This is a genomic window from Harryflintia acetispora (genome assembly GCA_004340125.1).
Lineage (GTDB): Bacteria > Bacillota > Clostridia > Oscillospirales > Ruminococcaceae > Harryflintia > Harryflintia acetispora.
Genome location: SLUK01000006.1, coordinates 16666 through 42524 on the forward strand (window position 1 = coordinate 16666; position 25859 = coordinate 42524).

At 62.7% G+C, this 25859-nt stretch carries 18 protein-coding genes, 2 riboswitches and 1 other annotated feature (1 of these 21 running past the window's edge); of the genes, 13 read left to right on the forward strand and 5 right to left on the reverse strand.

Features of this window, described 5'->3' with window-relative positions; genetic code table 11:
• On the forward strand, positions 1–1560 hold the full coding sequence (gene gcvPB, locus EDD78_RS07710; RefSeq protein WP_079698740.1) for an aminomethyl-transferring glycine dehydrogenase subunit GcvPB: 1560 nt from the start codon (positions 1–3) through the stop codon (positions 1558–1560).
• Between the two features lie 159 nt (positions 1561–1719).
• Here the strand turns inward: gcvPB (EDD78_RS07710) and EDD78_RS07715 are convergent, their stop codons facing one another.
• Positions 1720–2280 (reverse strand): YdeI/OmpD-associated family protein, encoded by a 561-nt coding sequence (locus tag EDD78_RS07715; protein WP_132084550.1) that lies wholly within the window; start codon positions 2278–2280, stop codon positions 1720–1722.
• A gap of 260 nt (positions 2281–2540) precedes the next feature.
• Between EDD78_RS07715 and EDD78_RS07720 the strand changes: the two genes are divergently transcribed.
• The 8 genes from EDD78_RS07720 (at position 2541) to lpdA (ending at position 15649) form a co-directional block, all read left to right on the forward strand.
• Positions 2541–7619: an Ig-like domain-containing protein gene (locus EDD78_RS07720; RefSeq protein WP_165873152.1), complete on the forward strand. Its 5079-nt coding sequence runs from the start codon at positions 2541–2543 to the stop codon at positions 7617–7619.
• Positions 7612–8595 (forward strand): AmmeMemoRadiSam system protein B, encoded by a 984-nt coding sequence (gene amrB / locus EDD78_RS07725; RefSeq protein WP_165873153.1) that lies wholly within the window; start codon positions 7612–7614, stop codon positions 8593–8595. The genes EDD78_RS07720 and amrB overlap by 8 nt, the downstream gene beginning before the upstream one ends.
• Positions 8596–8680: 85 nt before the next feature.
• A riboswitch (glycine riboswitch) is annotated at positions 8681–8765 on the forward strand.
• Positions 8766–8768: 3 nt separating this feature from the next.
• Positions 8769–8861, forward strand: a riboswitch (glycine riboswitch).
• Between the two features lie 70 nt (positions 8862–8931).
• Positions 8932–10017, forward strand: coding sequence for a glycine cleavage system aminomethyltransferase GcvT (gene gcvT / locus EDD78_RS07730; RefSeq protein WP_132084553.1), 1086 nt, complete (start codon positions 8932–8934; stop codon positions 10015–10017).
• Positions 10018–10035: 18 nt separating this feature from the next.
• Positions 10036–10419 carry a glycine cleavage system protein GcvH gene (gcvH, locus tag EDD78_RS07735; protein WP_079698745.1) on the forward strand — a complete coding sequence of 128 codons (384 nt, stop codon included), beginning with the start codon at positions 10036–10038 and terminating at the stop codon, positions 10417–10419.
• Between the two features lie 16 nt (positions 10420–10435).
• A complete protein-coding gene (gene gcvPA / locus EDD78_RS07740; RefSeq protein ID WP_132084554.1) occupies positions 10436–11773 on the forward strand; it encodes an aminomethyl-transferring glycine dehydrogenase subunit GcvPA in 1338 nt (445 codons plus the stop codon).
• Positions 11770–13215, forward strand: coding sequence for an aminomethyl-transferring glycine dehydrogenase subunit GcvPB (gene gcvPB / locus EDD78_RS07745; protein ID WP_132084555.1), 1446 nt, complete (start codon positions 11770–11772; stop codon positions 13213–13215). Before gcvPA ends, gcvPB (EDD78_RS07745) begins: the two co-directional genes overlap by 4 nt.
• Positions 13216–14211, forward strand: a complete 996-nt coding sequence (gene lplA / locus EDD78_RS07750; RefSeq protein WP_132084556.1) for a lipoate--protein ligase — start codon at positions 13216–13218, stop codon at positions 14209–14211. It begins immediately after the preceding gene.
• A 40-nt stretch (positions 14212–14251) separates the two neighbouring features.
• Positions 14252–15649 (forward strand): dihydrolipoyl dehydrogenase, encoded by a 1398-nt coding sequence (lpdA, locus tag EDD78_RS07755; protein WP_132084557.1) that lies wholly within the window; start codon positions 14252–14254, stop codon positions 15647–15649.
• A gap of 38 nt (positions 15650–15687) precedes the next feature.
• On the opposite strand, the gene EDD78_RS07760 is transcribed toward lpdA, so the two are convergent.
• Positions 15688–16515, reverse strand: a complete 828-nt coding sequence (locus EDD78_RS07760; protein ID WP_165873154.1) for a MerR family transcriptional regulator — start codon at positions 16513–16515, stop codon at positions 15688–15690.
• 138 nt (positions 16516–16653) lie between these two features.
• Between EDD78_RS07760 and EDD78_RS07765 the strand changes: the two genes are divergently transcribed.
• The 4 genes from EDD78_RS07765 to EDD78_RS07780 all read left to right on the forward strand — a co-directional run bounded on the left by EDD78_RS07765 (position 16654) and on the right by EDD78_RS07780 (position 21916).
• Complete coding sequence (locus EDD78_RS07765) at positions 16654–18069, forward strand: MATE family efflux transporter (RefSeq protein ID WP_079698751.1); 1416 nt, start codon at positions 16654–16656, stop codon at positions 18067–18069.
• Between the two features lie 224 nt (positions 18070–18293).
• Positions 18294–19514 (forward strand): hypothetical protein, encoded by a 1221-nt coding sequence (locus tag EDD78_RS07770; protein WP_132084558.1) that lies wholly within the window; start codon positions 18294–18296, stop codon positions 19512–19514.
• 86 nt (positions 19515–19600) lie between these two features.
• Entirely contained in the window at positions 19601–20473 is an 873-nt protein-coding gene (locus EDD78_RS07775) for a YitT family protein (protein ID WP_117507827.1), read from the forward strand.
• 216 nt (positions 20474–20689) lie between these two features.
• A complete protein-coding gene (locus tag EDD78_RS07780) occupies positions 20690–21916 on the forward strand; it encodes a GNAT family N-acetyltransferase (RefSeq protein ID WP_079698753.1) in 1227 nt (408 codons plus the stop codon).
• Positions 21917–21982: 66 nt separating this feature from the next.
• Here the strand turns inward: EDD78_RS07780 and EDD78_RS07785 are convergent, their stop codons facing one another.
• The 3 genes from EDD78_RS07785 to EDD78_RS07795 all read right to left on the reverse strand — a co-directional run bounded on the left by EDD78_RS07785 (position 21983) and on the right by EDD78_RS07795 (position 25651).
• Positions 21983–23488, reverse strand: a complete 1506-nt coding sequence (locus EDD78_RS07785; RefSeq protein ID WP_132084559.1) for an Ig-like domain-containing protein — start codon at positions 23486–23488, stop codon at positions 21983–21985.
• On the reverse strand, positions 23485–23823 hold the full coding sequence (locus EDD78_RS07790; protein WP_132084560.1) for a hypothetical protein: 339 nt from the start codon (positions 23821–23823) through the stop codon (positions 23485–23487). Before EDD78_RS07790 ends, EDD78_RS07785 begins: the two co-directional genes overlap by 4 nt.
• Before the next feature lie 310 nt (positions 23824–24133).
• Positions 24134–25651 carry a sodium:solute symporter family transporter gene (locus tag EDD78_RS07795; protein ID WP_132084561.1) on the reverse strand — a complete coding sequence of 506 codons (1518 nt, stop codon included), beginning with the start codon at positions 25649–25651 and terminating at the stop codon, positions 24134–24136.
• Between the two features lie 68 nt (positions 25652–25719).
• Positions 25720–25859: a binding site (T-box leader), on the reverse strand; it runs 127 nt beyond the window's last position.

The following is a 25859-nucleotide window of genomic DNA, read 5'->3' on the forward strand; positions in this document are numbered from 1 at the left end:
ATGAAAAAAATTAACCGTGATTTTAAGGTGCGCGACTTCCACCAGGCGAAGTGGAACGAGCCGATCATCTTCGAGCTGCACAATCCAGGCCACCGCGGGATCGAGGTTCCGCTGGCAAGCGAGGCGCTGAAAAAAGAGGCTGGGGACGTCTATGCCACCATCCCGCAGGGGATGCGCCGCCAAAAGGCCCCCGCGCTGCCCTGCGTTTCCCAGGCGCGGGTGCTGCGCCACTTTTTGCGGATCACCCAGGAGGTGATCGGGGCCGATCTCAACGTCGAAATCGGGCAGGGGACCTGCACCATGAAGTACTCCCCCAAGATCAACGAGCGCCTCGCGCGTTCGCCCAAGATGAGCGAGCTGCACCCGCTGCAGGACGAGAGAAGCGTGCAGGGGATTCTGGAAATCATGTACAAGACCGACCTGCTGCTACGTGAAATCTGCGGGATGGATCGGGTCTCCTTCCAGCCGCAGTCCGGCTCCCAGGCGCTGATGACCATGGCTTCGCTGATCCGTGCCAAGGTCGAGCACGACGGCAAGGGTGAGCAGAAGGACGAGATCATCACCACCCTCTTCTCCCACCCCTCGGCGGCGGCGAGCGCCATCGTCAAGGGCTTCAAGGTGCGTACCGTCGGCCCGCGCGAGGACGGCTATCCCGACTTCGAGCAGCTCAAAGCCCTGGTCAACGAGCGTACTGCCGGCTTTATCTGCGCCAATCCCGAGGACACCGGGCTCTATAACGGCGAGATCAAAAAATTCACCGAGCTGGTCCATTCGGTCGGCGGCTACTGCGCCTACGACCAGGCGAACGCCAACGGCCTGTTCGGGATCACCAGGGCCAGGGACGCGGGCTTCGACATGTGCTTCTTTAACCTGCACAAGAGCTTTTCCACCCCGCACGGCTGCGGCGGCCCCGGCACCGGCGCGGTGGGCGTCTCGAAGGACTTCGCCGACTTTTTGCCCGCGCCGGTCGTGGATTTTGACGGGGAGAAGTATTTCCTGAACGACGAGCTGCCGCATTCGATCGGCAAGGTGCGCGTCTACCAGGGCACCCCGCAGGTGGTGCTCAAGGCTTATGCCTGGATGCGCGCGCTGGGGGCCGAGGGGCTCTACGAGGTGGCCAAGATCGCCTCGCTCAACAACAACTATCTTTACAAGCGGATTTTGGAGCTGCGCGGCACCTCGGTGCCCTTCGACAGCGGGGAGCAGCGGGTCGAGCAGGCGCGCTACAGCTTCCAGAAGCTCTTTGACGAGACCGGCGTTTCCACCGAGGACGTGCAGCGGCGGATGTGCGACTTCGGCCTGCACTACTGGACCAGCCACCACCCCTATGTGGTGCCCCAGCCCTTCACCCTTGAGCCGACCGAGTTCACCTCCAAGGAGGACATCGACGAGTACGCCGACGCCATCGCGCAGATCGTGGAGGAGGCCTATACGAATCCCGAAATCGTCAAGAGCGCGCCGCACAATTCCAGCGCGCACCGCAACGACGAATCCCCCTTCGACGATCCGAAGCAGTGGGCTATTTCCTGGCGCTCTTATCAGAAGAAATTCGAGGACTAAAATGCAAAAGCCGCTCCTTACCGGGAGCACGCATAATAAAATGCACAGGCAGCAGATAAAATCTGCTGCCTGTGCATTTATAGGGGGCGCAGCGTCGGCCTTCGCTTTGAAAGAGAGAGGCGCGCCCCTTGGACGGCGTTTCGGTGACGGCTTGTAACATCACATGGGCTTCAAATTTTGGTTGAGGCGGTCCACCATCCACGCCAGGCGCTTTTCACGCCCGGCATCCGTTTTCGCATCAAAATAGGCCCGGGTATACGTTTTTTTGACCGACGGGGACATCGCCAGGAAATTGCTGCAGGCGGGCTCGTATCCCCTGAGGATTGCGGTCAGGCTGGCGGTCTGCTCCTCGGTGACTGTGCCGGCCTTCGGGGCGTTCCACTGGCCGTTTTGCTTGGCCTCCATGATTTTCGCTCTGCCGTGGTCGGTCATGATCCCCTGCCGCTCGAGCTCTTCTGCCAGGGCCTTGTTTTTCTCCGACCACTTGCTGTTTTCCCGGCGCTGGGAAAAATACTTTTTGTAGGATTTATCGTCCAGGCTTTGCATCTGCCCGTCGATCCAGCCGAAGCAGAGGGCCTCCTGCAGCGCTTCGCTCGCAGTGAGCGTCTTCGGCCCGCCGGGCTTTCCGAACAGCAGCCAGACGCCGGCGCCCGATAAACAGTGCTCCTGCAGCCAGTCTCTAAAGCCGCCCCTGCTGGAAAACTCCAATAGCTCGCTCATAAAAGCCTCCTTTGCTTTGTCCGGTCGGGTTCTGACGGTTATCCAAAGCATAAGGGTTCCGGCGTAAAATGTCAACCGCAATGCGGCCGTTGACATCCTCACCGGGATATGATAATCTGATGCTGTACTAATGCAAATAATACAGTTGGTACGGTTTAATCATTTCGATGCAGGAAAAGGAAGGATTTCTGCCACTACTTTTATAGAAGCAAAAAATGTGACAGAATGAAACCAGAATAAACACAATGGAGGGGAAGCGCATGTATTCTGCCAACCGATTTACCCAACGTCCCGCCTGCCGCCTGATCAGCGTGCTGCTCGCACTCGGGCTCACACTGGGGCTGTTTGCGGGCTGCCAAAAAAAGACGGTCGACGCCGGTGAGCTCGATGTCTCCGCCTTCTCGGTGAGCGCCGGGGAAAAGGATGGGCTGATCGCCGCCGACGCGGCCTTCACCATCCAGTATGGCGGGAAGGAGAGCCTTTCGGCCGACGCCCTGAAGGGCCTGCTGCAGCTCGAGCCGCAGCAGGAGTTTACCCTTAAAAAGGAGGGCCAGGGCTTTACCCTCACCCCGGCGCAGCCCTTTGGGGAAAATACCGTCGTTAACCTGCGCCTGCTTGATAAGCGCGGAGTGGTGCTGCGCTCCTGGGCCTTCCAGACGAGCGCGGGCTTCGCGGTGCTCGAAACCACCCCGCGGGACGGGACCGACTATGTCCCCACTGTGAGCGGGATCGAGTTCGTTTTCTCGCGGGCCACGGTGAGCGAGGAAGACTTTCTCAGCCACTTTACCCTCAAAAAGGAGGAGGACGGCACCCCTGTCGAGGGCACTGTCAAAAAAGCGGCCGACCGTATCGCCTTCGTGCCCAAGGAGGGGCTTCAGCCGCTGACCATCTACACCGCCACCCTGGACGCGCAGCTGCCCGCAGGGGACGGCGAGCTGCTCGGGAAGGAAACGAGCTTTAGCTTCAAAACCTCCGAGATCGAGGGCGAGGGCTACCGCTCGGGCGGTTATTTTGAAAACGCATCGCCCATTTCGGAAAACTTCCTGCCCGGAGAGGCGCCGCTCATCGCGGTCAACTGCGACGACAGCTTCCAGCAGGCAAGCCCCGAGGCGAGCGTCTCGGTCTACCGCTTTAAGGGCGCGCAGGACTATAAGAGCGCCCTGCAAACGCTCATGGACGCCCGCAACGAAACCAGCTTCCCAAGTTCGGTGCGCCCCGAGGTGGACACCGCGGCTCTGGATAACCTCGGCACCTTCCAGGTGGCGCTTACCACCCCGCAGAGCACCGGGAACCGCTCCTACTGGGGGCCGAGCTATCTGATTCTGCCGGGCGAGTACGACTACGGCTGGTACTACTTCGACGTGAAGATCAAAAGCCCCAAAAACGGGGAGGAATTCTCCCTCCAGAAGTTCATCCAGGTCAGCGACCTGTCGGTCTACAGCGTGCAGGCGGACGGGGACAATCTCTTCTGGCTCAACGATTCGCAGAGCGGGGAGGCCCTGGGGAATGTAAAGATCACCCTTTCGGGCGGGGAGATTGACGCCACGGGCTCGAGCGCCGCCGACGGAACGGCCCTTATTGCGGCCGGGACGAAAGAGGACAGCCGCCAGAGCACGGCGCTGCTCGAGATCGAGCACGGCGAGCGGCCCTATCTCGACCTCTTTTCGCTCCAGCAGGACAGCCCGCCCACGGGCAAGGAACAGTACGTCTCCTACCTCTATACCGACCGGCCGATCTACATGTCCAGCGACACCATCCGCCTTTGGGGGCTGGTGCGCCCGCGGGGGAACGCCCCGGCCCCGCAGAATCTGCGGGTGACCCTGGGCGGCTATGACGAGGAGCTCTATGAGGTGCCGATCACCCTCGCGCCGGACGGAACCTTCCTCGCCGAACTCTCCTATGAGAAGCTGGCCGGGAAGCAGATTTCCTACGAGCGGGTGCAGCTCATGTGCGGCGAGGAGGACGTGCTGAGCACGGTGGGGGTCGAGGTGGGGGACTACCAGAAGCCCGCCTATTACCCCTCGATCTCGTCCGACAAGGTGATCTACCGCGCGGGCGAGAACGCCGTCATGACCTTTAACGCCAGCTTCTTCGACGGCACCCCGGCGCACAACTTCTCGGCCACCCTGAGCTGCGGCAACCTGAGCGATCAGAACTATACCTTCGTCACCGACGAGGCGGGCAGCGCGGTGCAGACCCTTAAGCTTCCGCAGGACCGCGATCCGGAGGCGTACCAGCCTTACGACTGGCGGCCGGACCAGCTTTATTACTACGTGGAAAACGCCTCGGGCGAGAACGAGAACTTTTCGCTCAGCGGCGAGCTCAATGTGCTTTACCGGGACATGGCCCTGCGCGGCGAGCTCTCGGGCGAGGGGGAGCAGCAGGCGCTGACCATCCTCACCAACCGGATCGATACCTCCAAAATCCAGGAGCAGGACGACGTTTATGACGACGAGAACCTGCTTGGCGCGCCGGTGGACGCCGACGTGACCGCCGAGGTCCACCGCGTCTTCTATACCAAGACCGAGGCCGGCAGCTACTACGACTTCGTCAAAAAGGAAAACGTCACCTATTACGAATACGAGCGGCAGGACGAGGTGGTTTCCACCGAGCGCTACCGCACCGCCGGCGGGCGCTACGAGCTGCGCGACCTGCCCGTTTCCAGCGGCGAGGACAGCTACTACGTCCTCCTTTCCGCCGAGGACTCCGCAGGGAAACGGATCGAGGAGAAGGTCTGGATTGGCAGCGACTCCTATCGCTACCAGCAGGGCCGCCGCCGGCTCAGCTTCCAGAAGTCGGGTGCCGGGGAAGACTACCAGCGCAGCTACCACTTTAAGGACGGCGAGGACGTCGTCTTCGACGTGATGGACAGCGGCGAGCTGCTCGAGGGCGGCAAGCTGCTGCAGGCGGTGGCCCAGACCGGGGTCAGCAGCTATGCTGTGCAGGACGGCGCCAAGGCGCGGCTCGCTTTTGACGAGAGCCTGGTGCCCAACTACTATATCGCCGGCGCCTGGTTCGACGGCAAGCACGTCTATAACATTGAAAACCAGCAGATGTCTTTTGATCCCGGCGCGCGGGAGCTCGGCGTCAGCGTGCAGACCGACAAGGAGCGGTACGCGCCCGGGGAGAGCGCAAAAATAACGGTGAGCGCCGCCTATCCCGACGGAAAGCCGGCGGCGGGCGCCGCGGTCTCGCTGAGCCTGGTGGACGAGGCGGTCTTCGCCATCATGCCCCAGGAGGCGGACCCGCTGAGTGGGCTCTATGAGGACGCCTACCAGCCGAATATGGGCTCCTACGCCTCCTACCGGGAGTACAACTTCCTCGGGGATATGGCCGCCGAGAAGGGCGGCGGCGGTGGCGACGGCGGGATCCGCACCGATTTCCAGGATACCGCGGCCTTCCTCGGCGGCACCACCGACGAGCAGGGCAATTGCAGCTTCGAGGTCGCGCTGCCGGACAACATCACCTCCTGGCGGGCGACCGCGCAGGCGGTCACCACCGACCTGCGCGCCGGGGCGGCGCGCCCGGGCGTGATCGTGACGGGCGACTTCTTCCTCAATGAGGTCATGTCGAAGACCCTCCTCGAGGGGGACGACGCGACCCTCTCGCTGCGCGCCTACGGCGACGCGGTGAAGAGCAGCGACACGGTGGACTACACCGTGTCGGTGGAAGGGAACGGCCAGAAGCTCGAGCAGAAAGCCACAGGCAAAGCGGGCGAGCAGACCGTGCTGCCGATCGGAAAGCTGCAAAAGGGCGAGTACACCGTCACCATGCAGGCCAAATTCGGGGAGTACCAGGATGCGGTGCAAAAGCCGCTGCAGGTGATCGGCAGCGGGGTGGAAGCCACCCTCACGAGCAAGTTTTCACTGGCGGACGGGGTGCAGATCGAGCCCACCCGCTTCCCGGTGGTGCTGGGCTTCTACGACGAGGACTACGCCTTCTATGACGAGGTGCTGGGAAGCCTCGCGCGCGCCGGGGGTTCGCGCGCGGACGAGCGGCTCGCGCGGCAGTACGCCAACGACAAACTGCGTGCGCTCAGCGGGGAGGAGGAGCTCTTCCCCGGCATGCAGGACGATTTGAGCGACGTGATCGACGGCAGCTATGTGCGGCTCTACCCCTATGACAGCGACAGCATCCCGCTCGCCGCCAAGGTCCATCTCGCGGCGCCCGAGTACCTCGTGGGCGGGGATATGACCGCCGGCTTCTACAACGCCATCGGCTCCCGGCAGATGGGGGACAGCGAAGCGGACCTCACCACCGCGGCAGCGGCCTACCTGGGGCTTGCGACCCACCGCGCGCCGGTGCTCGGACAGCTGCGCGCGCTGCTGGAGCAGCGCGAGGGCTACACCCTCGAGCAGCAGCTCTGGCTGCTGGCGGCGCTGGCCGCCATCGGGGATGGGGACGCCGCCAAGGGGTATTACGATGAGATCGTCGCGCCCAACCTGAAGGAGGGCGAGACGGGGGCGGGGATCGCCACCCTCACCCTCGGGGAGAGCGCCGGGGACGTCGAAGAGAACCTGCGCCTGACCGCGCTGGCGTCCATAAGCGCCTCCATCCTGCGCCTGCCCGACGCGCAGGGGATGGTAAGGTACCTGATGAGCAACCGCTCGACGCTGGACAATTACCTGCTCGAGCAGGTCGTCTACCTGCGCTACAACGAGCCGCAGGGGACAAGCGCGGCCGCCTTCTCCTACCAGAAGGACGGCAAGCGCGAGAAGGTTGAGCTCGACAAAACCGGCATGACCTTCCTGAATCTGACGGCTGACCAGTTCGGGAAGGCCGACCTCAAGCTCGAGAGCGGCAACGTGCTGGTAAGCGCCTATTATCTGGGCAGCGCCGCCGAGGCGAGTGAGCAGGAGAACAATCAAATCACCCTGAAAAAGACCATCGAGACGACCGACGGCGGCCCGATGAAGCCAGGGTCGATCGTCAGGATCACCCTCACGCCCGTCCTGCCCAACAACAAGATCGACCCGAGCAACCTGACCGTCGATGACTACATCCCGTCGGGGATGCGCTATCTCGGCATGGGCAGCGCCGCGGGCGAGTATGACGAGAAGTATAACCACTACTGGAACCTCATCTCCCGCGAGGAGCAGCGCGTCAGCTTTTGCTACTTCGACTGGGAGGACGGCCTCAACTACTACGGCGAGATGGAGGGCGGTTTCCCCGAGGAGCCCGTCCCGGGCGAGCAGACCTATCCTGAAATTAAACCGCTCACCTACTATGCGCGCTGCGCCACCCCGGGCGCGTATGTGGTGGACGGCGCCTACGCCAGCTCCCCCTCGGCGATGATGTGGGGGATGAGCGAGCGCACGAATGTGCAGATTGATGAGTAGACGCGCTCCCTTCCTTGCATGGGCCGCCCTGCTTTGGGCCCTGCTGGGAGCATCCTGCGCCGGCGGCAATCCGGCGCAGGATGCTCCCGCCCCTTCAAAGCAGGAAGCGCCTGCCGGGGCGGGGGCCTCCCTCGGGGAGCAGGTCACCCTCGGGGAGTCCGGCGCCGCGGGCGGACGGCTGCTCACCTGCGACTACTATAGCGAGGAGTCCTTTCTTCGCTCGGTGCGGGAGGCGCAGCCCTATGAGGCGGATGGCGCGCTGATCGCCGGGGTGGTGCCCCACCACCTGCTGGCGGGACGGCTGATCGCCTCCTTCTTCGCCACGGCGGTAGAGAGCGGGGCGGAGTACGAAAGCGTGGTTTTCGTCGCGCCCAGCCACTATCCCACCGCACAGCGGGCCGTCACCAACCTCAGCGGTTGGCAGACCCCCTTCGGGGTGGTGGAGAACGACCGGATGATCACCGAGGCGCTGATGGGCGGGACGCTCGCGGCCAGGGCGGACGAGGACAATATGCAGCTCGACCACGCCGTCAGCGGGCTGATCCCCTATGTGAAATACTATCTGCCGGGGGCGAAGGTGTCGGCGGTGCTGCTGCAAAACCGGCTGGAGCCCGAGCGGGTCGAAGCGCTGGCAAAGCGGCTGCTGGCCCTCTCGCAGGAAAAGAAAATTCTGTTGGTCTGCTCGGTGGACTTCTCGCACTATCTCACTCCCGAGCGCGCCGCGCTGCACGACGAGCGCACCCGCGCGGCGCTGGCGGCCTTCGACTATCAGACCATCGCGGGGTTCGACGACAGCAACATGGATTCCCCGCAGTCGATCACCGTTTTCCTGCGTTACCTGCAGGGGCGGGGGGCCGGCGAGGTGCGTTTTTTCGATCATTCCAGCGCCGACAGGATCCTCGGCCTGCCGCCGGGGGACCCGGCCTACCGGGAGGGAGTGACCACCTATTTTATCCTGGGCGGGGTGCCCGGTTGACAAAAACCGCACAATTTTTATCCCAAGATTTGCGTTGACACTGGGCAGGTTATCCAGTATAATAGCTTTGACAGCAGAATATCGATTGAAGGACCCGGGAGAGACCGCCCATGCGGCGCCGAAGGGGAGAGACGCGAGAAACTCTCAGGCAAAAAGACCGGGTCTGGACGAAACTCTGGAAAGCCCTTGGCGGGAATCCTTGTACTGCCATGCGGCACCGAAGAAGCAATCCCCCGCGGGGAGAATCTTTCAGGTCAATGACGGAGACGCGTAACGGGAAACCGTCTGCGCGTCTCCTTTTATATTGTCAAAAAATAGTCAGAAAGAAGGAGCGAGATGGAACAAAAAACTCCGCTTTATGAGCGCCATGAGGCTGCCAAAGGCAAGATCGTGCCGTTTGCGGGCTACCTGCTGCCGGTGCAGTACCCCACCGGGGTAATCGCCGAGCACATGGCGGTGCGCGAGCGCTGCGGCCTGTTCGACGTGTCCCATATGGGCGAGGTCATCTTGAAAGGGCCCGACGCGCTGAAAAACCTGCAAAACCTGCTGACCAACGACTTTACCAACATGCGCCCGGGGCGGGTGCGTTACTCCCCGATGTGCAACGGGCGCGGCGGGGTGGTGGACGACCTGATCGTCTATATGCTGGATGAAGGCAAGTACCTGGTGGTGGTCAACGCCGCCAACCGCCACAAGGACGTTCAGTGGATGAAAGAACACCTCTGCGGCGACGTGCAGCTTTCGGACATCTCGGACGGGGTGGCGCAGCTGGCGCTCCAGGGCCCGCGCGCGCGGGACATCCTGAAAAAAGTCATGGATGAGGGGCTGATCCCGGAAAAATACTACACCTTCACCGAACGCGCGAAGGTGGGCGGGATCGAGTGCCTCGTCTCCCAGACCGGCTACACCGGCGAGCACGGCTACGAGCTCTATTGCGCGCCGCAGGATGCCGGGAAACTTTGGGACCTGCTGCTCGGGGCCGGGAAGGACGAGGGGCTGATCCCCTGCGGCCTGGGCGCGCGGGATACCCTGCGCCTGGAGGCGGCCATGCCGCTCTACGGGCATGAGATGGACGACGAAATTTCCCCGCTCGAGACAGGGCTCAGTTTCGCCGTCAAGCTGGGCAAGGAGGACTTCATCGGCAAGAGCGCCATCCTTAGGCGGGGCGAGCCCGCAATCGAGCGCGTCGGGCTGCAAGTCACCGGGCGCGGGATCGCCAGGGGCTCGGAGGATGTGTACATAGGAGAGCGCAAAATCGGGCGCACCACCTCGGGCACCCACTGCCCCTATCTGGGGGAGGCCGTGGCGATGGCGCTGGTGGATAAGGGGAGCCTGCCGCAGGGGGCGTGCTGCGAGATCGACGTCCGGGGCCGGAGAATCGAAGCCAAGGCAGTGCCGCTGCCGTTTTATAAAAATAAATAATTGATGGAGGAACCGAAGATGAACGTACAGAAGGATTATTTTTACACCAAGTCCCACGAGTGGGTCCAGTTTCTCAGTGAGAGCACCGCGCGCGTCGGCCTGTCCGACTATGCGCAGAGCGAGATGAGCGACATTGTATTCGTCAACCTGCCGCAGGAGGGGGACTTGGTTTCGGTCGGCGATTCCTTCGCGGACGTGGAGTCGGTCAAGGCGGTCTCGGACGTCTACAGCCCCCTCGCCGGGGAGGTGAGCGCCGTCAACGAGGAGCTGCTCGATTCGCCGCAGAAGATCAACGAGGACCCCTATGGCGCCTGGCTGGCCGAGATCAAAGACATCAGCGGGAAGGAAGAGCTGATGGACGCAGCAGAATATGAGAAATTCCTCGCCGAGAGCGCGGAGTAGAAAGGAGCGAGGAGCGATGGGAGGTTTTCTGCCGGCCGGTGCGTCCGAGCGCGCGGAGATGCTCCGCGAGATCGGCTGCGGCTCGATCGACGAGCTCTTTTCGCCCATCCCGCAGGAAGTGCGCCTAAAGGGGCTCGATATCCCGCAGGGGATGAGCGAGCTTCAGGCGCAGCGGGCCCTGCGCGCCATGGCGAAAAAGAATAAAGTGTTCGACACCATCTTCCGCGGGGCCGGGGCCTACCGGCACTACATCCCCGCGGTGGTGGGCAGCGTGACGGGCAAGGAGGAATTCCTGACCGCCTATACCCCCTATCAGGCCGAGATCAGCCAGGGGGTGCTGCAATCCATCTTCGAGTATCAGACGATGATCTGTGAGCTGACCGGGATGGAGGTCTCCAACGCCTCGGTCTACGACGGGGCCACCGCCGCGGCCGAGGCCGCGGCCATGTGCCGCGAGCGCGGGCGGGGGCGGGTGCTGGTATCATCCGCCGCCCACCCCGAGGTGATCGAAACGATGCGCACCTACTGCTTCGGCTGCGGGATGGAGCTCACGCTGATCCCGGAGCGGGGCGGGCGCACCGACCTTAGGGCGCTGGGCGGGCTGCTGGGCGCGGACGTCGCCTGCGTCTATCTGCAGCAGCCGAGCTTCTTCGGCTCGATCGAGGACGCCGAAGAGGCGGCGAACCTCGCCCACGCGGCGGGGGCCAAGCTGATTCTGGGCTGCAACCCCATCGCGCTGGGGCTGCTTCGCACCCCCGCCGAATGCGGCGCGGACATCGCGGTGGGGGAGGGGCAGCCGCTGGGGATTCCCCTCTCCTTCGGCGGGCCGTACCTCGGGTTCATGGCCTGCACCGGCAAGCTCATGCGCCGCCTGCCCGGACGGATCGTCGGCGAGACGACCGACGGGAAGGGAGAGCGGGCCTTCGTGCTCACCCTGCAGGCGCGCGAGCAGCACATCCGGCGCGAGAAGGCGAGCAGCAACATCTGCTCGAACCAGGCGCTGTGCGCCATGCGCGCGGCGGTCTACCTGTCCGCGATGGGCCCGGGGGGGCTGCGGCAGGTGGCCGAAACCTGCCTCTCGGGCGCGCATTACCTGGCAAAGAGGCTTTCTGCGCTCCCGGGCTTCCAGGTGAAAAACGAGGGCGAATTCTTCCACGAGTTCGTCACCTCCTGTCCCGTCCCGCCCCAGGTGCTTACAAAAAGGCTGGAGGAGGCGGGGATTCTCGGCGGGCTGCCCCTCGGCGGGGCACACGAGGGGGAGGTCCTCTGGTGCGTCACCGAGATGAACACCCCGCAGGAGATCGACCGGCTGGTCGATGTTCTTAAGGAGCTCGAGAGGGGGAACGCGAAATGAGCAAGCTGATTTTTGAGCGCAGCGTCGAGGGGCGGGGCTGCTCCCTGCTGCCCGAAAGTCCCTTCGAGCGCACCGAGCTGCCGGCAAGGCTCTGCCGCGGGAAGGCGCCCCGCCTGCCGCAGATCACTGAAAACGACCTCTGCCGCCACTATACCTCCCTGGCGCAGCGCTCGTTCGGGGTCAACTGCGGGTTCTATCCGCTGGGCTCCTGCACCATGAAGTATAATCCCAAGGTGAACGAGGTTGCCGCCTCGCTCGAGGGCTTCACCGAGGTGCACCCCTACCAGCCGGCGTACGCCGTGCAGGGCTGCCTAGAGGTGCTCGATACCGCCGAGCGGTACCTATGCAAGATCACCGGGATGGACGCGGTCACCTTCCAGCCGGCGGCGGGCGCGCACGGGGAATACACCGGGCTGTTGCTGATCAAGGCCTATCACCATCACCGCGGGGAGGACCACCGCAACAAGATCATCGTGCCCGACTCAGCGCACGGGACCAACCCTGCCTCGGCCACCATGGCCGGATACGCGGTGGTAAGCATCCCCTCGGCCCCGGACGGCTGCGTCGATTTGGACGCGCTGCGCGCGGCGGCCGGCCCCGATACGGCGGGGATCATGCTCACCAACCCCAACACGGTGGGACTCTTTGACAGGAACATTCTGGAGATCACCAAAATCGTCCACGACGCCGGGGGGCTCTGCTACTACGACGGGGCCAACCTCAACGCCGTGATGGGGATCGCCCGCCCGGGCGACATGGGGTTCGACGTGGTGCACTTAAACCTCCACAAGACCTTTTCCACCCCCCACGGCGGCGGCGGCCCGGGCTCGGGCGCGGTCGGCTGCAAGGAGCTGCTTACCCCCTTCCTGCCCGCCGGGCAGGTGGAAAAGACGGGGGAAGGCTACCGCTTCGCGGCCCCCGGGGAATGCTCCATCGGCCGGGTCAAGTCGTTTTACGGCAACTTCCTGGTGGTGGTGCGGGCGCTTTGCTACCTGCTCATGCTCGGATGCGAGGGAATCCCGGCGGCGGCGCAGGGTGCGGTCTTAAACGCCAACTATATGATGAAAAAGCTCTCGTCCACCTATGACATACCCTATCCGGGACCCTGTATGCACGAGTTTGTGATGAGCCTGCAATCCTTAAAGGATGACTGCTCGGTCAGTGCGATGGATATTGCCAAGGGGCTTTTGGACCGCGGGATCCACCCGCCGACCATGTACTTCCCGCTGATCGTGCACGAGGCGCTGATGGTCGAGCCGACCGAGACCGAGAGCAGGGAGACTCTAAACGAGGCGATCGACGCCTTCCTCGCCCTCTATGAGGAGGCGAAGGAGAACCCGCAGAAGCTGCATGAGGCTCCAATCACCACCCCCGTCGGCCGCCCGGACGAGGTGAAGGCGGCGCGCAGCCCCGTGCTGCGCCACCGCTTCGGGGAAGAATAGATGATTACGAAACTCTCCTGTGTGCTGTGCGATGAGACCGAGCCGTACCACAACCTCGCGCTGGAGGAATATCTTCTCTCGCAGGTGGAGGAAGGGGAGTGTATCCTCTATCTCTGGCAGAACCGCCACACGGTGGTCATCGGCAAGAACCAGAACGCCTGGAAGGAATGCAGGCTGAAGGAGCTGGAGCGTGACGGCGGCTTTCTGGCCCGCCGCCTCTCGGGCGGCGGGGCGGTCTTTCACGATCTGGGCAACCTCAATTTCACCTTCCTGCTGCGGCGGGAGGACTACGACCTGGAGCGGCAGCTGAGGGTGATCGAGGAAGCGGCAAGGAGCCTCGGGATCGAGGCACAGCGCTCGGGGAGAAACGACGTGCTGGCCGCGGGACGCAAGTTTTCCGGCAACGCCTTTTACCTCGGCGAGCGGGGCTGCTACCACCATGGCACCCTGCTGGTTGACGTGGACATGGAGAACCTCTCGCGCTACCTGTGCGTCTCACAGGATAAGCTGCAATCCAAGGGGGTGGACTCGGTGCGCGCGCGGGTGGTAAATCTTCGCGCGCTGTGCGGGGGACTGACCGTCGGGCGGATGAAGGAGGCCATGCTCGGGGCGTTCGCGAGGGTCTATGGCGGCGTGCCGAAGCCTCTGAAAGAGGAGAGGCTGGACGGGGAGCGGATCGCCGCGCTGCGGGAGCGCTACGCCTCCTGGGAGTGGCGCTTCGGGCGGGACATCCCCTTCCAGTATGAGTTCTCCCACCGCTTTGCCTGGGGCGAGATCGATATCCGCCTGGCGGTGCGCGCGGGGGAGGTCATCGAGGCGGAAATCTACTCCGACGCGATGGACGCGCCCTTTATCGACCTGCTCCGCACAGCGCTCTGCGGCTGCCGCTTCTCCTGGGAGGAGCTCAGCGAAAGGGTCGCGGGCCTCGCCCTTTGCGGGGAGCGCGCTGAGATGCGCGCGAATGTCTTGTCGCTGTTGCGGCGCGAAAATTTTTGACGCATCTGCCGGGCCTGCCCGGCGGGAAACGGAGGTTACGATGTCAGAGCAGTTTGACCTGGTGATAGTCGGCGCGGGGCCGGGCGGGTATGAAGCGGCGATCCGCGCCTCCCAGCTCGGGATGAAGACGGCCCTCATTGAGCGCGGCGAGGTGGGAGGCACCTGCCTCAACCGCGGATGCATCCCGACCAAGGCCCTGCTGCACGCGGCCGAAAGCTGGCGCGCGCTGCAGCATTTCCCCGAGCTTGGGCTCTCGGTGGAGGGCGCCGGGTTCGATTATCAGAAGGTGTCCGCGTATAAAAATGGGATGGTCGAACGACTGCGCGCCGGGGTGGAGGGGCTGATCCGCGCCAACGGGATCACCCTCGTTCACGGCGGCGCACTCATTACCGGCCCCCATCAGGTGGCGGTTTCGGGCGGGGAGGAGCGCCGTCTTACGGGGAAGCGCATCCTGATTGCGGCCGGTTCCCTGCCCGCCGTCCCGCTCATCGGGGGGGCGGATCTCCCGGGCGTGATGGACAGCGATATGCTGCTTTCCTGCGAGCGTCTGCCGCAGAGCCTATGCCTGATCGGCGGCGGGGTGATCGGGGTGGAGTTTAGCACGGTGCTGAGCTCCTTCGGGTGCAAGGTGACCATCCTGGAGGCCGCGCCCCGGCTGCTGCCCGGGATGGACCGGGAGATTTCCCAGAACCTTGCGATGATCCTCAAAAAGCGCGGGGTCGATATCCACACCGGCGCGCTGGTGCGGCGCATCGAAAGGGACGGGGAGCTCCTTTGCACCTATGAAGAAAAAGGGGAGGAGCGCACCCTTTCCTGCAAAAACGTGCTGATTGCCACCGGGCGCCGTCCGAACACCGCGGGCCTCTTCGCCCCCGGCGCCGAGCCGAAAATGGAGCGGGGCGCGGTCCGGGTGGACGATGATTTTCGCACCGACGTCGAGGGGCTTTACGCCATCGGGGATGCGCTCGGAGGGATCCAGCTCGCCCATGCCGCGAGCGCGCAGGGGATTTACGCTGTCGAGCGCATGGCGGGGAAGGAACCGTCCGTCTGCCTTTCGGCCATCCCCTCCTGCGTCTACACCGACCCGGAGATCGCCTCGGTGGGCCTCACCGCGGACGAGTGCAAGGAGCGCGGAATCGCTTATCGGTGCACCAAATACCTGATGAGCGGCAATGGGAAGTCCATGCTCTCCTTACAGGAGCGCGGCTTTGTCAAGCTGGTGTTCGAGGAGGGGAGCGAAGTGCTCCTCGGCGCGCAGCTGATGTGCGCGCGGGCGACCGATATGGTCGGGGAGCTTTGCGACGCGCTGGCGAACCGCCTGACGGCCCGCCAGCTCGCGCGGACGGTCCGCCCGCACCCGACCTTCTGCGAGGGGATCACCGAGGCGGTCGAGGATCTGTGGGGCCGTTCGATCCACACCCCGCCCAAAAGGAGGTAACCGGCAGGGAACCGGTAAAAAAGGCGCGAACCCGCAGCTTATGCGGGCTCGCGCCTTTTTACCTGTACCGCGATATGGATGGTGTAGTCCCCGTCGGGGTTGGTAAGGATGCTCAACACGTCGCTTTCATAGGCGCGCCCGCAGACCTCGTACCCCATCTCGTCGATCTTCCCCAGCAGCCGCCGGTAGGTTTCCGCGGTGTCGCCGTAGCTGCCGCACTGATAGGTCGAGGCATAGGTCCCGGCGGGCTGATAGAGCAGCTTTTCCCCGGGGTCGGGCTTTTGGACCGGCGCGCCGAGAAAGGAGATTTGAGAAAAGTTTCCGGCTTTGAGGTCAGAGAGCTCCACCAGCCGGCAGATGGGGTTGTAAAAGTCGATCTGGTAATGCTTCCTCTGCTCGCACAGGGCGAGAAAGCTGACCATGAAGCGCCGCTGGTCGGTGGCGTCGCAGGGCTGGTAGAGGTAGGGCAGCTCCTCCCGCTCCTCGAAGCGCACAGCGTTGTGGTCGGTGATGGCCAGCGCGTTTTCCACCTGGCGGATCTTCCCCGATACTTTCTTGCGGATGGTCGAAAGACGCTGCAGCTCGGCGTCGATCCGCCCGAGATGCTCGCCCAGCAGGTCCAGGCAGCGCTGCGGGCTCTTCTCGCGCAGGTAGTCGCGCAGCTCCCCGAGCGGCACCCCCATGTTGCGGAACGAGAGCACCGTATCCAGCTCGTCCACCTGCGGGATGGTGTAATAGCGGTATCCCTTTTCATCCCGCCCGGCGGGGGAAAACAGGCCGATCCGGTCGTAATAAAGCACCGTCTGCTTGGAGATGCCCAGCATGTCGCTAAGCTCCCCGGCGGTCAGGTACATCTTGTCCTCCATCTTCATCCCGCCCTTCCGAAAATTTTCTATTGGCCTCTTGACTATATAGTCGCTATATACCTTATTATAATCTTTAGGATGAATCTTTACAAGAATTTAACACGCTGTTTTTGGCGCGCGGGAAGGGAGAGTTGAGACATGGTAAGAAAGAAAAATTTTGACCGGGCGCTTGCCGGCACCATTTTGATGCTCGCCTGGCCCACCATCATCGAGCAGGCGCTGCAGACGGTGGTCATGTACGTGGACTCGGCGATGGTCGGGCGGATCAGCGCCGAGGCCTCGGCGGCGGTGGGGATCACCGCCACGGTGGGGTGGCTCCTCAACGCGATCTTTTTTGCGGCGGGCGTCGGGTGCCTGGCGTGCATCTCCAGAGCCGTCGGCGCGGGGGATGAAAGGACGGCGAAGGTTGCCTCGGTGCAGTCGGTGATCCTCACGCTGATCCTGGGCGTTTCGGTGGGGCTGGTGGCGATGGCGGTCAGCGGCCCGCTGCCGGGATGGCTGGGCGCCGAGCCGGACATCCAGAAGGACGCCTCGGCCTATTTCTTCATTGCTTTTCTGCCCATGCTCTTTCGCGCGGCGGTCATCATCTTCGGCTCGGTGCTGCGCGCGACGGGCGATATGCGCACCCCCATGCTGGTCAACGCCGGCATGAACGGGATCAACATTGTGCTAAACTATCTGTTTATCTATGAGACCCGCCCCGTCTCCCTCTTCGGTTTCAGCTTCACCGCCTGGGGTGCCGGGCTGGGCGTTGCCGGCGCGGCGATCGCCACGGCGATTTCCTTCGTGATCGGCGGCGTGGTGATGACGCTCGCCCTCTGGCGCAGCCAGCGGGGCGTCTCGCCGGCCGGGGAGAGGATCCGGATTGACAGGCCGATCATGGCGACCTGTGTGCGGATCGGCCTGCCCAACGCCATGGAGCGCGCCACCGTCAACCTGGGGCAGATCGTTTTTACCATGCTGGTGGCGCGCCTGGGCACCATCGCGGTGGCGGCGCACACCATCGCGCTGACGGCCGAGGAAGCCTTCTTCGTGCCGGCGCTGGGCTTCCAGGCGGCGGCGACCACCCTCTCGGGGCAGACGCTCGGCGAGGGGAACGAACGCAAGCTCGACGATTTGATCCATCTGGCGGTGAAGATCATCGTGGCGATCAGCACGGTGACCGGGCTGCTGCTCTTTATTTTCCCCAACGTGATGATGGCGCTCTTCACCATCGACCCGCAGGTGATTGCGCAGGGCACGAGCGTACTGCGGATCGTCTCGGTTTCCGAACCCTTCCTGGGCGCGACCTTCGTGCTGGAGGGCGTCTTTAACGGGGTGGGGGATACCAAGGCCCCCTTTGTGATCGCCACACTTACCACCTGGGGAATCCGGATCTTGTTCACCCACATCTGCGTCAATTTCCTGGGGATGGGCCTTAATGCGGTCTGGGTCTGCATGGTCGCGGACGTGATCGTGAAATGCATCGTGATGTTCTGGCGCTACCGCAGCGGCGGCTACAAGCGCGGGCTGGTTTTCGAGCGGCCCCTCTGCCGGGAGGAAGCGAGGGCTTAAACGATCCTGCCATCAAAATGACCGTTAGCATAGGCAGCTAACGGTCGTTTTTCTTGGGAATCAGACGGCTTAAGCCGTATATTCTTCCAAAAACTTCATTTTCATTCCAATTATATCCGGTTTTGGGGCGGTTTTCAAGGGGAACCGTCCTTTTTGCTGGATTCCCCTGCGAAAAGCGGCCCCAAGCTGCCTATGCTATAGGTCAGCTTTGAGGAGAGAGTGCAATGAAAAGGAAGGCTCTTTGCGCGGCTTTGGCGCTGTGCGTGCTGTTCGGCCTGCCCGCTTCGGCGGCGGCCGGGGAGGTGAGCGTGGCGGTACAGGATGGCTATACCTCGGACTGGGGGATAAAGGTGCCCTTTACCCGATCGGGGCGCACGGACAGCTATACCTTCGCGCTTTACAGCGGCGGCGCGGCCACCGGGACCCCCGAGGTCACCGCCGCCGTGACGGTAAACACCGGCGGCCCGGTGACGGTGTCCCTGCCGCTGCGCTACGACGTCACCGGCCCGGGCGAATGGACGCTGAAGGTGACGTCCAGCGTCGATCCGGTCCGGACGGGCCTGGATGGGGCGGCCCTGCTGACCCGCACCTTCACGGTGGCTGAAGCACCCACCTGCGGATGCGCTGCGGGTACGCCGGGAGCTTACTATGTGGGGAGCGGGACGGCGGCCTCCCCCTACCGGATCGGCAGCCAAGAGCAGCTCTCTCACATGAGCAAGCACCTTGCCGCCGCGTTCAAGCTGGAAAGCGACCTGGCTCTCGCCGGGAGCTGGACCCCGGTAGGCAGCCAGTCGGTGCCCTTCACCGGGGTGCTCGACGGAAACAGGCACACGGTCAGCGGGCTTAACGCCCGGGACGGCGGGCTCTTTTACACCGTCAGCGGCAGCGGCGCGGCGGTGCGGAACCTCACCCTGCACGCCCCCAAGGTGGAGACCACCTACGTTGATGCCGAGGTGATCCCGGACGGCGCCCGCCTGGTGCTTTCGGGGGCGGTCGCGGCCGTTGTGCAGGCGGGCGCGCAGATCGTTGACTGCAGCGTCGAGAACGCCGATCTCTACTCCCATACCACCGAGCGGGCTTGTGCCATTTCGGGCGGGATTTCGGGCTGGGCGGACAACGCCCGCTTTGTCCGCTGCCGCGCGAGCGGGTCGCTACAAGTGGAGTCCCTCACGGCGGAATATTCGGGCGGGATCGTGGGGGAAAACGTCGAATCCACCTATATCGAATGCCGTTCCTCCGTCGCCATCACCTCCAGCACGATCGACGAGGTCAGCGTGGGTGGGATTGTCGGGGTCCTCAGCGGCTTTCATTCCCCTCTGGTGATGCAAAACTGCCGTTGGACCGATCCGACCCATGCGGTGGGGCAGCCGGACCGCTTGGGCGGCCCCTACACGCTCAATACCGGCGAGTGCTACGGGAACGAGCAGGTCGCTTCAATTGATTGATCACGCTTTAACGCGTGATTGACAATTGCCTCTTTTTTGTCTATACTATGTCCTGGCTTTCATATCAACATAAAGGAGACAGGGCAATGCAGCTAAAGAAACAAGCTATCTCGCAGATGGCGGCCACCCTCGTCAGCGTGGTGCTGGGCAACGCGATCCTCACCTTCGCCGTCGCGGCGTTCATCCTGCCGGGCGGGCTGATATCCGGGGGCGTGGCCGGGATCGGGCTGATCGTGCGCCACTTTTTCGAGGTCAATGTCGACGTTGGCGTGGCGGCGGCCAACGTCGTGCTCTTTATCGCCGGGGCGATCGTACTGGGGTGGAAGTTTGCGCTGACCACACTGCTGAGCACCTTCCTCTATCCGGCCTTTCTGGCCTTCTTCATCCGCCTGCCGATCCTGGAAAATCTGACAAGCGACCCGCTGCTCGCGGCCATCTATGCGGGGCTGCTCATGGGCGTCGGGATCGGGATGGTCATCCGGGTGGGCTCCTCCACCGGCGGGATGGATATCCCGCCGCTGATCATCAACAAAAAGTTCGGACTTTCGGTGCCGGTGCTGATGTACGCCTTCGACACGGTGATCCTGCTCTTCCAGGTGTTCTTCTCCAGCACCGAGCAGGTGCTTTACGGCATTCTGGTGGTCATCCTGACGAGCATTGTGATGGACCGGGTGATGATCATCGGCCAGACCCAGACCCAGGTGATGATCGTGAGCCCGAAATATGAGGAGATCAACGGGCTCATCCAGAAGGACCTGGACCGGGGGAGCACGCTGCTCAATTCGGTGACCGGCCATCTCGGCGAGCGCTGTGAGACCATCCTGACCGTGGTGACCCACCGCCAGCTCCCCCAGCTCAAGGAGCTGGTGCTCGGCGTGGACGAGCAGGCGTTTATCATCGTCACGCCGGCCAACGAAGTGAAGGGTCGGGGTTTTACTTTGAGCAAACATCACAAGTAACCTATTAAACTTGGCGTTCCTTTGCGCAGAAGGCGGATTTCGGGCGTTTTTGGCCCGAAACTCCGCCTTTTTCTCGTCTCGGCGCGCTTTTTTTTCGGCCCCCGGATGTGTTATAATATAGTTATAAAGCCAGTCGCAGGCCTGGCCGCGGAGTGCCCCGATATTGGCTTTTCGGGGAGGACGGCCTAAATCAAACAAATTTTATGGGGGAATACCATGTCAACAAGCAAGATCAAAAATCGCCTTGTCATCAAAGAGATGAACAAGGAAGAGCACCTGTCCCAGTTCAACAACCTGCTGCGCTACGCCTTCCAGGTGACCAACCGCGAGCTGTTGGACGTCGGATGGGAAGAGGATGAGATCAAGCAGTCCAAGAGCCCGGTGCTCGAAAAGGCGGACGTGATTGGCTGGTTCGACGGCGACAAGCTCGCCTCCCAGATCGCCGTCTACCCCATGAAGGTCAACATCCACGGCGAAATTTACGAGATGGGCGGCGTCACCGGGGTGGCGACCTATCCCGAATACGCCAATATGGGCCTCATGCACACCCTGATCAAGCGCAGCCTCATCGAGATGCGCAGGCGGGGGCAGACCGTGTCCTTCCTGTTTCCCTATTCCATCCCCTACTACCGGCGCAAGGGGTGGGAGATCATCTCGGATAAGATGACCTTCACCATCAAGGACACCCAGCTGCCGCACCAGGTCGAGGTGCCCGGCATGATGGACCGGGTGAGCATCGAGCACGAGGACATCAAAAAGGTCTACGACCGTTTTTCGGCGAAGCGCCACGGCACCCTGCAGCGCGACGAGCTCGCCTGGGAGGAGTACTGGCGGTGGGAGCCGGAGGAGATGATCGCCGCCGTCTACTACAGCGAGGATCACGACCCGATGGGGTTCGTGCTCTACTGGATCGAGAACGAGATTTTCCATATCAAGGAGATCGTCTACCTTAACCAGGAGGCGCGCCACGGCGTCTGGAACTATATTTCGGCCCACTTCTCGATGATTACCGAGGTGCAGGGCAACAACTTCACCAACGAATCGCTGGCCTTCCTGCTGGAGGACAGCGAGATCACAGAGACGATCTGCCCGTTCTTCATGGCGCGGATTGTGGATTTGCGGGGCTTCATCAGGCAGTACCCCTTCTCGGTGCGGGATAAGAAGAACAGCCTCTGCCTGGTGATCGACGACCCGATGGCAAAGTGGAACTGCGGGGCCTTCACCCTGACCTGGGATGAGCGGGGCCGCACCAAATTCAAGGCCGGGGAGAGCGACGAAAACCGGGTCGAGTGCAACATCCAGACCCTGACCACCATGCTGCTCAGCTATCGGCGGCCCTCCTACCTGCACCGGATCGAGCGCCTTCGCGCCGACCCGGCGACCATCCAGCTGCTCGAAACATTGATCCCGCTCGAGCAGCCCTATTACTCCGACTACTTTTGATCGAAAGAAAGCCCTCCGCAGATTTCTGCGGAGGGCTTTTTCTTTTGCGGGAAGGAAAGGGACCAGTCAGCCTTGGTGCGCGAAGCCCTTGAGGGTGGGGACGCGCAACCCCTCCTCGGCCCCCTTGAATTTGACGGTGCGCCAGACCCAGTCGTCGGAAGAGAAGGCGAAGTTGTCCGGGTTGGAAAACTCGGACATCGGGCTCAGCGGGATCAGCAGGTCGAGCCCGGTGGGGATGGAGCCTCCGCCGTAGCCGGGGAGCCCGCCGAAGGGATAAAAGTAGTTTTGCTTGGCAAAGGAGAACTTTGAGGTGCCGCCTCCCACGAGCGCACCGCATCTTACGGTTTCGTCGCCGTTGGCGTTGACAGAATAGGGAATGGAATAGCAATCGGCAACAGTGGAGGAAGCGGAGGCCATCACCCCGATCAGACCGCCGGCATGAACGGCTGACGAACCGCTGCCCCGGATGTTGGCGCCCAGCGAATAACAACGCTCGACGGTGGACTTGTCCATGATCTGTCCCACCAGCCCGCCGCTAACGGTGGAGGTGTCGATGGAGCAGTCCAGGGAGTAGCACTCCCGCAAAGTTCCGGTTTTGAGAAGGCCAACCAGTACGGCGGCGTAGGGATCGCCGGCTAACTTTGCATTTTCCACCCCCAAGCACTGAATGGTGCTGCCGTCGATTTTTGAAAAGATGCCCCACCAGTTGACCGCTTCGCCCTCCAATTTCAGGTTTTTAAGGATGTGATAACCGCCGTCATAGGTGCAGTTGGTAAGGCTGCCAACGGAATCGATGACGGCATTTTGAAAGTCGAGGTCCAGCATCTGCTTAAAACAGGCGCCGCTGTTGTGGCTGGCGATGTGCAAAAGCTCCGCGGTGGTGTAAATGCGGTAGGGGTCGGTGGCAGTGCCGCTCCCGCCGTGGAAGCCGCCGGTGTGGCCGCAGGTGGCCTCCTCGGTGGGCGGGTCATAATAGGTCACCGCCACCTCGCAGCGCGCGCTCACGCCGGTGTTTTCCACCGAGGCGGTGATGATGGCTCTCCCTTCGGAAAGGGCCGTCACCGTCCCGCTTTGGTCCACCGTGGCCACCGCCTCGTCGCTGCTGCGCCAGATGAGAGCGGCGCTGGCCCCCGCAGGCTCGAACACCGGGACGATCGTATAAGACAGGCTGTTTTGCAGATAGAGGGACGCGGGGTCGAGGGTCAGCCCGGTGACGAAGTGGTAGGTCCAGATCATCGTCCTTTCGCTGCCGGTAAAGAAGCCCTTGTACCGCTCGTCCGGCACCGATTTGACATGTACCAGGTAGTCCTGCCGGTGGGTGGGGAAGGGAACGGAGATGTAATAATCCATCGTCCCGCCGGGGGCCGGGGTACTGCTCGATTCGTACCGGGCGCCGCCGGTCGGGTTGCCGCCCTCGTCGCACTCCTCGGCCCAGACCTCGAAGCTGCCGATGCGCGCGTCCGGGCGGGTCACCCGGATGGGGATCCCCTCCTGTGCGGCCGAGGCCGGCAACAGCAGGCCTATGCAGAGCGACAAAGCGAGCGAGAAAGAAAACAATTTGCGAATTTTCATTTAGAAATTTCACCCTCGGTTGCTCCCCCTCGGAGAGTTAGGGGGTCCATGGGGGGATGATTCCCCCCATGAGGTGGGCCGCCGGCGTCAGCCGGCAATTGCATTTCCGCAGAAATGCTGCCCACCAGGAAGTCGTCGATCGGTTGCCGTTCGCTCTCGGGCAGCTCGAAGTCGAAGCGTTCCAGCTTCTCAAACTCTGCCTCAGTAATGACTCCCTCCCCGAGCAGCGCCTCGTACCGCTCGCGCGGCGAGGGCTGCCCCGCCGCCGCGCAGCCCAGCGCGGCGGTAAGGATCAGCGCGCCCGCCAGGACGGATAATTTAACGGATTTTCTCATAATCATACCCTCCCCGAACGAGAAAATAAGACCAGTAGTAACCCTTTCTAGCGGTCATGTGCCGAGGCGGGAGGGGAGAAAATTTGCCGGATTCCCTTGAAAAGGATTCCAGAACAGGTTATAATTAGGGAAACGATGGGGAGAAATGGAAGCCGTTTCTCCTAAAATGCGAAAAAGAGGGAAAATGTTGACCGCTAGAAAGGGTTGCTAGCGGTCAATTTTAATTGGAGAACAGGCCCCTTCAAAACACATAAAAGCGGGCCCGCCGGAAATCTTCCGGCGGGCCCGCTCGCTTGGGAGGCGATACCGATTATTCGCTGACCTCTTCGAGGGCTAGCTTGTGGGAGACGGCGACCTTCTCGTCGTAGCAGGAGAAGGCGTGGTCGACATGCTCCCTTGGCAGCCTGGGGGTGATGAGGCTGACGAGCGGCACCACGATCAGCGAGGCGACGATCGAGATCGCCCCGGCGGTGGTGGGCGCGGTGAAGGGGTGCACGAGGTTTAAAACATTGATCCCGATCCCGGTGGCGAACGACGCCCAGACCGACAGCCGGGTGGTCCCCCGCCAGAAGAGCCCATAGAGGAAGGGACCGAGGAAGCTGCCGGCCAGCGCACCCCAGGAGAGGGACATCAGGGTGGTGATCAGGGAGTTGGGGTTGAGCGCGATGAGCACCGAGAGGAGGATGAAGAAGCCGCACAGGAACTTGATCACCCCGACCTGGGCCGACTGGCGCAGGTCCTTGAGCAGGAAGCCCTTTAAAAAGTCGAGAGTGAAGGTCGAGCTCGAGGCGATGACCAGCGAGGAGAGGGTGGACATCGAGGCGGAGAGCACCAGGATGATGACCACCCCGATCAGGATGTCCGGCAGGCTCTCGGCGAGCATGGTGGGGACTATACTGTCGTACTGCACCTTGCCGTCGGGGGCCGCGTAGAACAGCCGCCCGAAGGCGCCCATGAAGTAGCTGCCCCCCGCGATGACCAGCGCAAAGAGGGTGGAAATCACGGTGCCGGCCTTGATCGCCTTTTCGTTCTTGATGGTGTAGAATTTGTGGACCATCTGGGGCAGGCCCCAGGTGCCGAGGCTGGTGAGGATGACCACCCCCAAAAGCCCCACCGGGTCGGGGCCGAAGAAGGAGGCGTAGGCTCCCGAAAGGGCCGGCGCGCTCTCGCAGGGGATGCCCGAGAGCTTTTCGATGGCCGCGATAAAACCGCCCTGGGTATTTAAAATCGCGAGCACCACCGCCACGATCCCGCCGAGCATGATGATCCCCTGCACCAGGTCGTTGAGCGCGGCGGCCATGTATCCGCCCACGATGACATAGATCCCCGTCAGCAGGGCCATGCCCAAGATACACCAGGTGAAGTCGATCCCGAAGGCCATCGAGAACAGGCCGCTGAGCCCCTTGTAGACCGAGGCGGAGTAGGGCACGAGGAAGATAAAGATGATGACCGAGGCGACCACCTTGAGCGCCGAGGACTCGTAGCGCTTGGCGAAGAAGTCGGGCATGGTGGCCGATTCGTAGTGCTTGGTCATGATCCTCGTGCGCCGCCCGAGCAGCACCCAGGCCAGCAGCGAGCCGATCAGGGCGTTGCCGATCCCGATCCAGGTGGCGCTCACCCCGAAGCTCCAGCCGAACTGCCCGGCGTAGCCGATAAAGACCACCGCCGAGAAATACGAGGTGCCGTAGGCGAAGGCGGTCACCCACGCCCCGACGTTGCGCCCGCCGAGGACGAAGTCCCCCACGCTCGCGGCATGTTTCCGGCAGTAGACCCCGATCCCGACGGTCAGTGCGAAAAACAGGATCAGGATTACGACTTTTTCCAACATGTTTACCATTCCTTCCCAATATCTTTTTACTGTGGAGGAGGAAACAAAAAACCCGTCCTCCGAAAAATACGGAGGACGGGGAAATCCCGTGGTACCACCTCTGTTCATCGCGGCCTCACGGCGCGCGACCTTGACAAGTACAATCCCGAAGCCGGGATGATACTCCCGCAATGATAACGGACGCGACCCCGGTCCCACCTACTGAGGG

Coding starts and splice junctions, on each gene's coding strand:
- gcvPA (WP_132084554.1), top strand. CDS start 10,436: ATGGGAGGTTTTCTGCCGGCCGGTGCGTCCGAGCGCGCGGAGATGCTC.
- EDD78_RS07780 (WP_079698753.1), top strand. CDS start 20,690: ATGTCAACAAGCAAGATCAAAAATCGCCTTGTCATCAAAGAGATGAAC.
- EDD78_RS07790 (WP_132084560.1), bottom strand. CDS start 23,823: ATGAGAAAATCCGTTAAATTATCCGTCCTGGCGGGCGCGCTGATCCTT.
- EDD78_RS07770 (WP_132084558.1), top strand. CDS start 18,294: ATGAAAAGGAAGGCTCTTTGCGCGGCTTTGGCGCTGTGCGTGCTGTTC.
- gcvPB (WP_079698740.1), top strand. CDS start 1: ATGAAAAAAATTAACCGTGATTTTAAGGTGCGCGACTTCCACCAGGCG.
- EDD78_RS07785 (WP_132084559.1), bottom strand. CDS start 23,488: ATGAAAATTCGCAAATTGTTTTCTTTCTCGCTCGCTTTGTCGCTCTGC.
- lplA (WP_132084556.1), top strand. CDS start 13,216: ATGATTACGAAACTCTCCTGTGTGCTGTGCGATGAGACCGAGCCGTAC.
- gcvPB (WP_132084555.1), top strand. CDS start 11,770: ATGAGCAAGCTGATTTTTGAGCGCAGCGTCGAGGGGCGGGGCTGCTCC.
- EDD78_RS07795 (WP_132084561.1), bottom strand. CDS start 25,651: ATGTTGGAAAAAGTCGTAATCCTGATCCTGTTTTTCGCACTGACCGTC.
- EDD78_RS07765 (WP_079698751.1), top strand. CDS start 16,654: ATGGTAAGAAAGAAAAATTTTGACCGGGCGCTTGCCGGCACCATTTTG.
- EDD78_RS07715 (WP_132084550.1), bottom strand. CDS start 2,280: ATGAGCGAGCTATTGGAGTTTTCCAGCAGGGGCGGCTTTAGAGACTGG.
- amrB (WP_165873153.1), top strand. CDS start 7,612: ATGAGTAGACGCGCTCCCTTCCTTGCATGGGCCGCCCTGCTTTGGGCC.
- gcvH (WP_079698745.1), top strand. CDS start 10,036: ATGAACGTACAGAAGGATTATTTTTACACCAAGTCCCACGAGTGGGTC.
- EDD78_RS07775 (WP_117507827.1), top strand. CDS start 19,601: ATGCAGCTAAAGAAACAAGCTATCTCGCAGATGGCGGCCACCCTCGTC.
- lpdA (WP_132084557.1), top strand. CDS start 14,252: ATGTCAGAGCAGTTTGACCTGGTGATAGTCGGCGCGGGGCCGGGCGGG.
- EDD78_RS07720 (WP_165873152.1), top strand. CDS start 2,541: ATGTATTCTGCCAACCGATTTACCCAACGTCCCGCCTGCCGCCTGATC.
- EDD78_RS07760 (WP_165873154.1), bottom strand. CDS start 16,515: ATGGAGGACAAGATGTACCTGACCGCCGGGGAGCTTAGCGACATGCTG.
- gcvT (WP_132084553.1), top strand. CDS start 8,932: ATGGAACAAAAAACTCCGCTTTATGAGCGCCATGAGGCTGCCAAAGGC.